This window comes from Paraburkholderia sp., from assembly GCF_049581445.1.
In the GTDB taxonomy this organism is placed as follows: Bacteria; Pseudomonadota; Gammaproteobacteria; order Burkholderiales; family Burkholderiaceae; genus Paraburkholderia.
On record NZ_JBAURZ010000136.1, the window covers coordinates 1 to 12,853 of the forward strand.

Sequence of the window (12,853 nt, forward strand, 5' to 3'; positions counted from 1 at the left end):
GGCAAAGGAGCCGCGATCGGCGCGGTGGGTGGCACGATGGTTGGCGGGGCCCGGGCTCGCAACAATCAGCAGGCCGCGGCGGCTTCAAACCAGGCGCAGGCGCAAGGATCAATGGATACCTTCTATCGTGCCTGGGGCGCTTGCATGGAAGGACGCGGCTACACAGTCAAGTAGGCGTCGAGCGCCTGCTGCTGTGGCGCGGGGGCGTGCGTATGCGTGAGCGGATGGTTACGTTCGTTTTCTCGTGTCCTCAGCCGAAGATAACGGTGGGCTGTAAGACCAAAGTCCGATTCCCCCATTCCGCCGCCATGACATCATGTAATCGCGCAAAAACCGGGAGTGACCGGTAACGAGACTGCCCGCGTGTTTCGCTTCGGTGCGGCAGGTGGCGACGCGCGAGGTGCGGTTGCAGCCGGATCGAAGAACCACGTGACCACACCCACGCACCGGCGACTCGATCCGAAACCACAATGGAGGTCAATAATGAACAGACGGAACTTCGTGCTAAAGACCGCGTCGGCAATGGGCGCGTCGGCTTTGACCCTTGCCGGTTGCTCCACGACAACAAGCAGCGGCCAGAGCGCGGAAACCGATGCCTCGAAGCGGCAGGCGATCGACGCGAGTGTTGATGGCACGCTGAGCCGTCTGTTCTCGACGGTGCAAGGTTCCCACGAACTCGCATCCAAAGCGCAAGGCATCCTGGTGTTCCCGGACGTGAAGAAGGCGGCATTCATCGTTGGCGCCGAGTATGGCGAGGGCGCATTGCGTGTTGGGGGCAAGACGGCCGGCTACTACAGCACGGCGGCGGCGTCTTTCGGATTCCAGGCCGGGGCCCAGTCCCTCGCAGTCATTTTCCTCTTCATGACACAGGATACGCTCGCCAATTTCCAAAGTTCGGCCGGCTGGTCGGTCGGAGGCAACGTGACGGTTTCGGTCGTGAAGGTGGGGGCGAACGGTGCAATCGATACGACATCGATCTCCTCGCAGGTGGTGGCCATTGTGCTCACCAATGTCGGTCTGATGGCCGATGCTTCGGTTAACGGGGCCAAGGTGACCAAACTTAACCTGTGAGCACCCGAGCGGGTGCGCTAGCGGTACATGGCGCGTTCGGGCCTTGTCTAACTCTCGTCGCGCTCCGGCATGACCTGCACGACGATGGTCCGATCTTTCCAGAACATGTTGTGGATCCGCGACTGCAGGCCCCGTAGCGCGTCCGGTGTCGTGTCGTGAAAGATCAGCATGACGGCGGGCCGCGTGCCGGTCCCCGAGTAGCGCTCGATCTCGTCAAACGACGGGAACCCATACTTGATCAGAAATTCCCTGATCTCATCATCAGACGTGTTGTCGTCCACGTTTCCTACCCATAGATCGGCCATGATGCTTCTCTCCCAATGTTCGTGAACTCACCGGTCACGCGGTCAAGCCATGATGTTGACGCCGCCGTCGATGTACAGCGTCTCGCCTGACAGGCGCCGTGCATAGGGTGTTGCCAGAAATGCGCAGGTAAAGCCGACGTCCATGATGTCGACGAGTTCGCCCAACGGCGCCCGCTGCGCGGCCTCTGTCAACAGCAGATCGAAATCCTTCAGGCCCGAAGCGGCCCGTGTCTTGAGCGGACCCGGTGAGATGGCGTGTACACGGATGCCCTTCGGGCCCAGTTCGTAAGCAAGGTAGCGGGCGCAGGCTTCGAGTGCGGCCTTGACGGGGCCCATCACGCTGTAGGTCGGAACCACCTTGTTCGCGCCGTAGTAGCTCATCGTCAGCATGGTGCCGCCGTTTTTCATCAAGGGCGCAGCGAGATGCGCCATGCGCACGAACGAGTGGCAGGAAATGTCCATCGCGCTCGCGAAGCCTTCACTCGAGCAATTGAGCAGGCCCCCTTGCAGATCGTCCTTCGGCGCCCACGCGATCGAATGCACCAGTATGTCCAGGCTACCCCATTGCTTGTCGATCCGCTCGAACACGGCCTCGAGCTCGCTTTGCCGCGAAACGTCGAGCGGCATGAAGATTGGTGCGTCCAAGGCCGTTGCGAGCGGCTCGACGTAGGGCCTTGTCTTGTCATTGGCGTAGGTAATCGCGAGCTTGGCGCCAAGCTCATGAAATGCCTTCGCGCATCCGTATGCGATTGAGTGTTCGTTGGCAATGCCTGTAACGAGTGCTTTCGTGTCGTTCAGGATGGGCTGCCGCGGGTCGAGTGTCATAAAAAATCCCCTTTAAGACAGCTCACGCGTGCTACCGCTTGATGGCGCCGCTGCGTCGATCGCCGCGAGTGTATGTCGACCGATCATCAGTTCTTCATTGGTTGGAATGACCCAGACAGGCACCCTGCTCGACGCCGCGCTGATACAGGGGGCGCCCGACTGGTTCGCTGCGGGGTCGAGTTCGAGTCCGAGCCACGCGGCGTCGCGCACAATGCGCTCGCGAATCGCGCTGGCGTTCTCGCCCACACCCGCCGTGAGCACCAGTGCATCGATGCCCTGCATCGCGGCGGCGAGTGAGCCTAGCTCGCGGGCGATCCGATACGTGTAAAGATCGATTGCGAAGCGCGCTCGCGGTTCGTCGCTCGCGAGCAGCGTGCGCATGTCGCTCGAAACGCCGGACACGCCAAGTAGACCCGACTGCCGGTAGAGCAGATCTTCGATTTGCTGCTGGTTCATCTTCAGCGCGCTCATCAGGTAGAGGATCACGCCGGGGTCCAGATTGCCACACCGTGTGCCCATCGGCAGGCCGTCGACAGCCGTGAAGCCCATCGTGCTGGACACACTCTTGCCATCGACGATCGCACACATGCTGGCGCCGTTGCCGAGGTGGGCGACGACCGTGCGGCCTGCAGCCGCGGCGGGTGCGATCTGCGGCAGCACGCTCGCAATGTACTCGTACGACAGGCCGTGAAAGCCATAACGGCGCACACCTTTGTCCGTGATGGACGGTGGGAGTGCGTAGGCTTGCGCGACCTCGGGTGTCGAACGATGAAAGGCCGTGTCGAAGCAGGCTACCTGCGGGATCTCCGGCCGGGTTCGCGCGATGATGCGGATCGGACCCAGGTTGTGCGGCTGGTGCAACGGTGCGAGCGGTATCAGCTGTTCGAGTTCGTCGAGGACCGCAGGAGTCACCTGCACCGGCCCGGAATAGGTCTGGCCGCCATGCACGATGCGATGGCCGACGGCGATCACACGATGTCCTTCGCCGTGACTGCGCAGAAAGGCGCTGATGTGCTCGATCGCGCCCTGATGATCGAGTTCGGACCCGGCGCCCCAGTCTTTTTCGGTCTTTTGGCCCGCGCTGTCGACGGCGGTAAAACGCGGCGCCGTATTCAGTCGATCGACCTGTCCGCGTAGCACGAGATCCAACGTCGTGCCATGTACGCCGAAGGCGCGGAATTTGATGCTGGACGACCCGGCGTTCAATACCAGAATGATGTCCGCCATGGCGCTACCCCATCACCTTGCCGCTCTCGCGTCGGGTGTGGGCGACAAGAGCGGCCACCGCGCACGAGGCAAGGCGTGACATCATGGAATCGGCACGGCTTGTCAGAATGATTGGCACGCGGGCGCCGAGCACGACGCCCGCTGCATCCGCGCCAGCCAGAAACGACAGGCTCTTCGCCAGCATGTTGCCGGCCTCCAGGTCGGGCACCATCAGGACGTTGGCGCGTCCGGCCACCCTCGAATCGATCTGCTTGATCAGCGCGGCTTCGAGGTTGATCGCGTTGTCCAGCGCAAGTGGGCCGTCGACCAGCGCGCCTGTCACCTGGTGGCGATCGACCATTTTGCACAGCGCGGCAGCCTCGATCGTCGACGGCACCTTCGGATTCACGGTTTCCATCGCCGACAGGATGGCTACGCGCACCTCCTCGAACTGCAACGCGTGACCGAGGTCGATGGCGTTCTGCAAGATGTCCATTTTGACTTCGAGCGACGGCGCGATATTGATGGCGGCGTCGGTGATGATCAGCGCCTGCTCATACCCTGGCACGTCCATCACAAAGCAGTGGCTGATGCGGCGCGCGGTGCGGAGCCCCGAATCCCGGCTGACGACTGCGCTCATCAGTTCGTCGGTATGCAGGCTGCCTTTCATCAGCGCCTCGGCCTTCCCTTCGCGCACGAGTTGCACGGCGGCGATACCTGCCGCATGGCTGTGGTGGGCATCGACGAGTGGATATCCGTCAATCGAAATGCCGGCTTGCGCGGCGACCGACTCGATGCGCTCTCTCGGTCCAACGAGGATCGGTGCAATCAGCCCCATCCGCGCCGCTTCGATAGCGCCCCCGAGCGAACTCGGGTCGCACGGATGCACGACCGCTGTCTGCATGGGAGGCAAGGTCTGGCAGTGGTCGATCAGCCGTTGATATTTCGCGTGTTTCACTTCCATTGGCACTCCCTTCAGACGAGATGCCATTGCAGACGGGGACGCTACGGGCGCGCAAGCGCAGTCGAAGGCCGCTTGCGCGCGGAGCTATTCGCGAGGACATCGCGGATGCGATCAAGCATGGCTTTTTGCTCCTCGGTCGGGCTGGTGCTTTGCAGACGTTCGTCGGCCAGCAACTCGTCAAGCAGCGTAAGGAGCAGCTTGCGATCACTCTTGTCGGCGAGGAGCAACGGCAGCGTTGCGAGGGCCTGTTCCGGTTCATAACTGGCGATGATTTCCTGCTCGCCACGGATTCGCCGCCATTGATCGGGAGGCAGATCCGGAAGATAGTCGGCGTATGCCTCTGCTAACTCCTTACGCGTGACGAGCCGGGAGAGCGGCAAGGGTTCGCCTCTGCGAGAAAGCAATGCGGCCGCGCGAGCGAGCGCTTCGGTATAGCCGCCTTCCTCGATCGACGCGAGGGCCTCCTTGACGAACGGCAGATCGCGCGACTCCATGGCGGACGGGGCCGCACTTTCGCTCGCCCGACGACGTTCGGCAGGATAGAGCGAGAACCAGTTGGCATAGATCGTGAAGAAACTCGCCTCCGTCGCGGCGTCGCGCATCCCTCGGTAGTAATCCAGTGATGCACTGATCATTTCCGAGCCAGCCTGCTCAATCTCGGACCACGGGTTGTCCGGCTTTACGGCCTGGCGGTTGCCCTTGACCACGCTTGCGGCCTGCGGCAGCCAGGCGAGCCACGGGTTCAGGTCTGAAAACGCCCAGCGCTGGAATCGCAGCGGATGAAAATCGCGCAGCATACGCGCCGTCGTTTCATTTGACACCGACTGCACGAATGGCTGTGCGAACAGCTCGTAGGCGTGCTGGTTGAACTGGGAGAGTTCGGCCACGGCCTCAAAGGGCTTTTCGTCTTCGCGGCTGAAGCGGTTGAAATGGGCTGCAATTTCTTCCAGTCGGTATTCACGAAACTCGACTTCATATTCCACCTGGCCGTTCACATCCTTGCGTTCGGTGATCGACATCCCGTAGAGACCGGGCGTAAAGGACTCGATTGTCTCGAGCACTGAAACGATCTGGGTGTGCTCCTTCTTTGCGACCTTGCCCGATACGAAAATGCCGAGATGACCAATGTCCTGGTGCATCAACCCGACGATCACCTGGCCGCGCGCCTTGATCTCCTCGGTGCTGCCGTAAACGTCCGCCACCCAGTTGAATGCCTGTTGCGGCGGAGTGATGTTATCGCCCAGTGACGCAAACAGAATGATCGGCGAGCGAATCTTGCGCAGATCGAGCGCCTCGTCATCCGTGCCTTTGACGTCACCCGACCAGAGCTTATTGCCAACGAACAGATTGTGCGTAATCCACTCGATTTCTTCGCGATTCATCAGGTAGTAGCCGCCCCACCAGCGCTCAAAGTCGAGAAAGCGGGGTGGCTCCGTATCGATGTTGCTGAACAGGTGGTAATACTTGTCCCACAGCGTATTGGCGGGATTCAGGTTCTCGAAGTTCTGCACCAGGTGCGCGCCGTCGAACTTGCCGTCGCCCAGATCCGCAGCGAATGACGCCAGCCATGAGCCGCCGAGGACTCCGCCAGCGTAGCGCATCGGGTTGTCACCTTCGCCTTCGCTCCACGCGCCGCTCCAGTACGACATCGGCGCGCCATTGATGACGATCGGGCCCGTATCGTCTGGGTCTGAGGCCGCGATCATCATGGCGGCCCAGCCACCCTGGCAGTTACCGATGAGCGCCGGCTTTGGGCTGTCGGGATGGAGGGAGCGCACTGTCTTCACAAACTGCTGCTCCGCAGCGCAGACATCGATCATCGTCTGGCCCGGTTCCGGATCAGGAAAGAAAATGACGAAATACACCTGGTGTCCCGCTCGCAACGCAACCCCGGCCTGCGAATCGTCCTTGAAGCCGCCAATGCCCGGGCCATGTCCGGCGCGCGGGTCGATGATCAGGTAGGGGCGCTTGCGCACGTCCACGGACGCGCCTTCCGGCGGCTTGATTCTAAGTAGCGCGTAGTTGACGGGTTTCTCGAACCGGCGGCCGTCGAGGACAAACTCGTAGTCGAAATGCAGCACTGGCTTCGGTTCCTGCGAAGTCCGCTGGACATACTCGGTGCCGCGCTCGCGCAGCGTGTCCCATAACATGACGGAACGTTGAGCGGCGTCGAACCAGTAAGACCAGGTGTCCCATGGAGTCAGCAACGGCAGCTTTCCAGCCCCGTCCAGCGCCGCGCGGACCTGTTCGCCGAAATGTTTCTGCACGCCTTCGGTGCGTTTCGCCAATATGCGCGCGACCTTTGCATTGATATCCTGGCTGCTTAATAACTGATTTCCTGCATCCATGACATGGACCTCGATATCGAAAAGTCAACCCGTGCGGCCTTGGCCGTGTTCCCTCGTTGAGTTTCGCGTGAGCGTATCCGCTCATGCGGGATCGACCAACGTGTGGCCTCCCGATATCTGTTCGTTGTGCGAGTCAGAAGGAGTCGTCTTCACCGCGCTGCAAAGGTTTCCGGATCTGGCGGTGCGCGATCCGCCATCCTGCTTATGTCGCGCGTTAAATCTTGCGTCTCGCTGCGTCCTGGGACAATTAGACCAAAGTCCTATACACCCGCCTATTGATGAGATTCAGGAAAGGATCGGATCTTCCGGGCTTCATCAACATTCCTTAACTTGTCGGCTCTATTGCTGATTCGGATATCCGTGATGGATTCTCCGCCCGGACGATCGAGGTCTCAGACATAAGACTAAAGTCCTATTGCCCACCGCTCATCCGGTAACGATAGTCAGGTTGCCATGAAGTCCGGCTGCGACTAGACGGTGAGGAGGCGAGATCATGTCCAGAGCTGCAGAGGACAAGAAGACGGACGACGCGAAGCGAGCCGGCAAACTCGCCAGCAAGGCCTATCTGAATGAACTGGCGCGACTCCATGTCGAACTGGTTAGGCTTCAGGAGTGGGTGGTGAAGAGCGGCGCGAAAGTGTGCGTAATTTTCGAAGGGCGGGATGGCGCAGGCAAGGGCGGCGCGATCAAGGCAATCACCGAACGTGTCAGTCCCCGCATTTTCCGGGTTGTCGCGCTACCAGCACCGACCGATCGGGAAAAGAGCCAGATGTACATTCAGCGCTATTTGCCCTATCTGCCCGCGGCAGGCGAGATCATGCTATTCGACCGCAGCTGGTACAACCGGGCAGGCGTTGAGCGCGTGATGGGTTTTTGCACCGACGAGCAGGCGCAGGAGTTTCTGCGCGTTGTGCCCCTCGTTGAAAAGGCAATCATTCATTCAGGTGTCATCCTGATCAAGTACTGGCTGGAGGTGAGCCCCGAAGAACAGACACGACGGCTGGAATCGCGAATCCATGACGAGAGGAAGATATGGAAGCTTTCGCCGATGGATATCGAATCCTATCGTCGCTGGTACGACTACTCAAGGGCTCGGGATGAGATGTTTGCTATGACGGATACCGAATTCGCCCCGTGGCATGTGGTGGTGTCGAATGACAAAAAGCGCGCTCGCCTGAACCTGATCAGTCATTTGTTAAGCCAGATACCGTACGAAGCCGTCGAACGCGAGAAAGTTTCTTTGCCGCCGCGGCAAAAAGCACGAGGCTATGCGGATCCGGTTTACCCGTATAGATACGTAGCAGATAAGTTTTAAGTTTTAGAGTGACGGCTGTGGAAACGCGATATTCGAAGGCGGGCTGTCTCGCTGCGAGCCTGAGTTTCGAGTGAGACGTACAGGCATCGTACGCATGCCGACGGCATATTCCGTTGAAATACACTGCGGTTTTCCGTGGCCTTGGCTGAGATCTGGTTCCTCCCGCCTGGCGAGAACATGCCCCCGGAAACTTCAGTTCATTGAGGATCAACTTCTCTTTATAGATCCTCGCAATATCTGTGCTCCGTTTGAGGATGGATGTTATTAAGCGCCCGAAACAAACGACGGACCTTCGTCTTTATTAATGACAAATCAAGCGCAATAGCGGAAATTTTTTGAAAAAAATCCGATTAAAACCTTTCACCAGCTTTCATTGGAGTATATGTTACTGAGAGACACGAAAGAACGACGCTCAAGTCTGTCGTGCAGGGCGGCTCCAGGCACAGTCTATCAATCGGTCATTGCTGGATTGACCAGCCGGTTCGCTGGCGTGTCAGTTACATGATCGAGGCGCAGCGGCACGTTTGACTGCAGACCTGCTGTGAATGGAACGTTAATGCTCGACACCGTAAGGCCGATACGGAGAGCCCAGTGATGAATATTCACACGCAAGTTTCCCACCACGTAGTGACGGGAATCGTGTCAACGTTTGAGCGGCTCACAAATGTGTGGCGAACCCGTGCGAGCGAGCAGAATTCAGTCCCTTCGAGCTGGCCTGACAGATTCGACATGACAGCGCTTCTACATGACAACGCACCGCGTGATGCGTCCAGGGTGTTCCCGCGCAAAAGCGGGGCGCCTTGTCAGGAGCCGACGCGTCAAAATCAGCCGGGCCTACGAGCATACAGGCCGTCCCCTGCCGCGCGTTTCGACCGTATCAGGCAGTTAAGGACATCACTGTCCGGATTCATTACCCGCTCGAACCGTCGTGCTGAAGAGGCGATCCATGACCCCGCAACAGACGGCCTGAAGCCAGTGCTGGACATCGTGCCTGCAGCGGCGATCGTTGTCGACGAGGCGCACACGGTGGTACTGGCCAATGAACTGGCGGCGACGCTTTTCGGCTATACGAAGGAGGAACTGGGCAGCCTGTCTTTCGTGCAGTTGTTTCCCCGCATGGCAGACGACGAGCAAGATGGTCGAGGATCGTTTGCAGCGTCCACAGCGGGTGATGGCCTTGCAGGTTCCGGTGAGCGACGAACGGCCATCGCAAGATGCAAGGACGGTAGCGAGCGCGCCGTTGGCGTGAAATGCACGCAGTACGGAGAGGCTGGCGCATCGCTGTGGATCGTTACCAGCGTGAATCTGTGCGGGCAGGAGGAGGCCTGGCGCGATGACCCGCAGCATGGGCATCTCACGCGCGTTTTCGAACTCGCTGAGATGGCGGCCGTTCTTGCTCATGAGATCAACCAGCCGCTCACTGCGATCCTGAGCAACGCCCAGGCGGTACAGCGATTCCCGGAGCTAACGCAGAGCGCCTCCACCGATTTGCGGGAGGCGTTTGCGGACATCGTGGCGGATAGCTTTCGGGCCACCGAAATCGTCCGCAAGCTGCGGCAGTTCGTCAAGAGAGCCGCCCCCGAAATGCGGTCGCTCGATATAGGTAACCTCGTCAGCGGAGTGATGCACCTGATGCGTCGCGATGCGGTCGTGCGCGGCGTAAGCGTGACGCTTGATATCGCCAGGTTTGTGCCAACGATACGCGGCGACAACATCCAACTGCAGCAGGTCATGATCAATCTGCTGCAGAACGCATTCGATGCGGTACAGGGATGCTGTGCGGAAAATCGCATGGTGTCGGTGAAAGTCGATACCGCTCCGCAAGGAGAGGGGGTCAGCATTACAGTGAGCGACCGCGGCCCTGGCCTGAAGGCGGATCAGATCGGCGAGGTATTCACGCCATTCTCGACATCGAAGCCGCATGGTCTGGGGCTCGGTCTGTCGATCAGTATCTCGATCATCTCGATGCACGGCGGACACCTCTGGGCCGAAAGCAATGGCGACCGAGGCGCAACGTTCCGCGTCCTGCTTCCATCCGTGGGCGAGGCTGAAGGCTCGGCACCGAGTCAAACATCGTGACCGAACTCGCTCCCGTGGTGTTCGTCGTCGATGACGACGAACACGTTCGCACCGCACTGGCTCGATTGATCCGCATCGCTGGGTATCGGGTGGAGACGTTCGACAGTGCGGAGGCATTTATCGAACGCGTTGGTCTGAAGGGCGGGCCAGCCTGTCTGTTGCTCGATCTGCAACTTCCAGGGCTAAGCGGGCTGGCGCTGCAACGTCAATTGGGTGAGTGGCTGCCCGTCATTTTCATGTCCGGACATGGCGATATGAATTCTGCTATCGACGCCATGAAGGGAGGGGCGACTGATTTTTTGTCAAAGCCGGTCAGTGACAACGTGTTGCTGGATGCGCTCGAACGGGCGCTCGAACGGGCACGGCGGATGTTCGAGTGGCGTGCGGAACTGGCGGACATCCAGAGCCGGGTGAATCAGCTTACGCCGCGCGAGCACGAGGTGATGGCGCTTGTGGTGGCGGGATATCTGAACAAGCAGGTGGCAAGCGAACTGGGCGCAGCGGAAAAGACAATCAAGATTCACCGCGCACGCGTGATGGAAAAGATGAAAGCCGGCTCGCTTGCCGAACTGGTTCGTCTTGCCGGAAAAGCCAGCTCCGCATCGGAGACACACGCTCGCCAATAGCACAGCGTGCGCCCGCGTCATCCGAACTTTTTACCGCGCCCCTGGGCTGGCGTGAACCAGGCCTGTCTCTCGCTGTTCGCTTCGCGTTGCGCTCTTGCCGCACTTAAATACACATTAACGATCCGATGAGCCTGGACCATAGGCATTCCTGCGCAATTCACCGTGCGTGATGGACCAAAGTCCTATTTCCGTTTGCATGCAAATTCATTACGCTAAGTCTGCGCGACCATCCCTGCAACATCGTCTAAAAAGTCAGAAACGCCACATGGCTAATCTCACTCCAACCGCAGCCGTTGTCGACGATGAAGAGTCGGTCGGAAGGGCGATCAAACGCCTGTTGAGATCAGTTGGCATAGACGCGGAGGTATTCACGAGCGGCGATGCATTTCTGGACAGGCTGTCGTCCGTTCCTTCGTTCCGCCCGGATTGCGTGATACTCGACGTCCTGATGCCCGGTACCAGCGGTCTGGAGGTTCAGCGCCAGTTGGCAGGCCGGGGGTTGCCAGTCATCATCATCACGGCTCACGACGACGTCGCCATACGCGCGCAGGTGCTGGCCGCAGGTGCCGTCGAATATCTGCGCAAGCCCTTCGACGGTGCTGTCCTGATCCGCACTGTCCGGACTGCGATGGGCATTCCACCCACGCCCTGACGCCGTCGTTCTTCGTGCACCGCTCGAGCGGGGCGTCCGCATCACGGTCATATGAGACCAAAGTCCGATTGCTCTGACCTTGCGGGGTGACGACACTGGGATTCACGCAGCCGTCAGCCGCGCAGACGTCATCCGGAGAACACGGATATGAAGAGCCCGGACGCACTCAGTTGGATCACTCGATGAATACTGCCTCCATTACCCGCGCACTACGCTGGCTGCAGGCGCTCGTCATAGCGATGCGGTCCCACGCCGTCAGCTATCCGGTGTGGGATCGCCCGATCTGCGTTCACCGCACACTGGTGCTGGTGGTCCCTTCCATGCGAGGCCCACAGGCTTGCCGATGGGGAACCATGCCGCAGGGCGGTCTGGCATTGACGCTGTTTGTTGCAGTGCTCGCGCTCGTCGCCGGATGCGGCAAGAAGGAGGTGGTTCAGGCGCCACCCGCGCCCGAGGTCACAGTGATGACGGTTACGCCGCGCGATACGCCGGTTCAGTTCGAATTCACTGCGCAGACCGAGAGTTCGCGCGAAGTTCAGATCCGCGCTCGTGTGGACGGCTTTCTCGACCGGCGCACATACGTCGAAGGGGCACTCGTGAAGACGGGGCAGACCATGTTTCTGATGGATCCCAAACCATTCGAGGCCGCGCTGCAGACGGCGAAAGGTCAGCTGGCCCAGCAGCAGGCGAGATATCAGGTAGCGAAGGCCAATCTCGCCCGGGTGCAACCGCTGGTCGCGCAGAACGCGTTAAGTAAAAAGGACCTCGATGATGCTGTCGGCGCTGAGGCGCAAGCCGCCGCGGCCGTCCTCGCAGCCAAAGGCGAAGTGGATACGGCTCAGTTGAATCTCAGCTACACGACGATCAAATCGCCGCTAACCGGCCTGTCGAGCTTCGCCCGGCAACAGGATGGCAGCTATGTCACGGCGACCCAGTCGGGATTGCTGACCACGGTGTATCAGCTCGATCCGATCTGGGTCAATTTCAGCGTGTCCGAGAACGAAATGCTGAGGTATCGGGATCAGATCGCCAACGGACACTTGCGCTTCCCTTCGGATAACGACTTCACGGTGTCGCTCGTCCTGGCCGACGGCTCGACTTATTCGGAACACGGTTCCATCAATTTCGCCAATCCCGCGTTCAGCACGGAAACGGGGACGTTCCTCGTACGGGCTGTTTTCGACAATCCCAAAGCGGTGCTGCGACCCGGGCAGTTCGTGCGGGCGCGCGTGGCCGGAGCGATCAGGCCGAACGCTATCCTCGTGCCGCAGCGGGCGGTGCTACAAGGCTCGAAAAGCCATTTTCTGTGGGTGGTGGACGACGAATCGAAGGCCCATCAGCGGGTGGTGGAAGTCGGCGAATGGCAAGGCGATAACTGGTTCATCACCGACGGACTCAAAGCTGGCGAGCGGATCGTGGTCGACGGTGCAATTCGGGTGACGGCTGGCACCCCGCTCAAGAT

11 protein-coding genes are annotated in these 12,853 nt (G+C 60.0%); 6 read left to right on the top strand and 5 right to left on the bottom strand.

Features of this window, described 5'->3' with window-relative positions; translation table 11 throughout:
* Window positions 1-483: 483 nt before the first annotated feature.
* The gene (locus WCA85_RS12970) at window positions 484-1,071 is read left to right on the top strand and encodes a BPSL1445 family SYLF domain-containing lipoprotein (RefSeq protein ID WP_424064422.1); all 588 of its coding nucleotides are present in this window, start codon (window positions 484-486) and stop codon (window positions 1,069-1,071) included.
* Between the two features lie 47 nt (window positions 1,072-1,118).
* Here the strand turns inward: WCA85_RS12970 and WCA85_RS12975 are convergent, their stop codons facing one another.
* The 5 genes from WCA85_RS12975 to WCA85_RS12995 are packed head-to-tail and all read right to left on the bottom strand — an operon-like array spanning window position 1,119 to window position 6,719.
* Entirely contained in the window at window positions 1,119-1,376 is a 258-nt protein-coding gene (locus WCA85_RS12975) for an RNA-binding protein (protein ID WP_424064424.1), read from the bottom strand.
* Window positions 1,377-1,418: 42 nt separating this feature from the next.
* Window positions 1,419-2,201, bottom strand: coding sequence for an enoyl-ACP reductase FabI (gene fabI, locus WCA85_RS12980; protein WP_424064425.1), 783 nt, complete (start codon window positions 2,199-2,201; stop codon window positions 1,419-1,421).
* Window positions 2,202-2,213: 12 nt separating this feature from the next.
* A complete protein-coding gene (locus WCA85_RS12985; RefSeq protein WP_424064426.1) occupies window positions 2,214-3,428 on the bottom strand; it encodes an acetate/propionate family kinase in 1,215 nt (404 codons plus the stop codon).
* Between the two features lie 4 nt (window positions 3,429-3,432).
* Complete coding sequence (locus tag WCA85_RS12990) at window positions 3,433-4,371, bottom strand: phosphate acetyltransferase (protein WP_424064428.1); 939 nt, start codon at window positions 4,369-4,371, stop codon at window positions 3,433-3,435.
* A gap of 41 nt (window positions 4,372-4,412) precedes the next feature.
* Window positions 4,413-6,719, bottom strand: a complete 2,307-nt coding sequence (locus tag WCA85_RS12995; RefSeq protein WP_424064430.1) for a DUF3141 domain-containing protein — start codon at window positions 6,717-6,719, stop codon at window positions 4,413-4,415.
* A 493-nt stretch (window positions 6,720-7,212) separates the two neighbouring features.
* Here WCA85_RS12995 and ppk2 point away from each other — a divergent pair, with 493 nt between their 5' ends.
* From ppk2 to WCA85_RS13020, 5 genes are all read left to right on the top strand, one after another.
* Window positions 7,213-8,034, top strand: coding sequence for a polyphosphate kinase 2 (gene ppk2 / locus WCA85_RS13000; RefSeq protein ID WP_424064432.1), 822 nt, complete (start codon window positions 7,213-7,215; stop codon window positions 8,032-8,034).
* Window positions 8,035-9,009: 975 nt separating this feature from the next.
* Window positions 9,010-10,113, top strand: a complete 1,104-nt coding sequence (locus tag WCA85_RS13005) for a PAS domain-containing sensor histidine kinase (RefSeq protein ID WP_424064434.1) — start codon at window positions 9,010-9,012, stop codon at window positions 10,111-10,113.
* The gene (locus tag WCA85_RS13010) at window positions 10,110-10,739 is read left to right on the top strand and encodes a response regulator transcription factor (RefSeq protein ID WP_424064436.1); all 630 of its coding nucleotides are present in this window, start codon (window positions 10,110-10,112) and stop codon (window positions 10,737-10,739) included. Before WCA85_RS13005 ends, WCA85_RS13010 begins: the two co-directional genes overlap by 4 nt.
* A gap of 265 nt (window positions 10,740-11,004) precedes the next feature.
* Window positions 11,005-11,391, top strand: coding sequence for a response regulator (locus tag WCA85_RS13015; protein WP_424064437.1), 387 nt, complete (start codon window positions 11,005-11,007; stop codon window positions 11,389-11,391).
* 353 nt (window positions 11,392-11,744) lie between these two features.
* Window positions 11,745-12,853: efflux RND transporter periplasmic adaptor subunit (locus tag WCA85_RS13020; RefSeq protein WP_424064439.1), on the top strand; the 1,109-nt coding region annotated here is incomplete at its 3' end.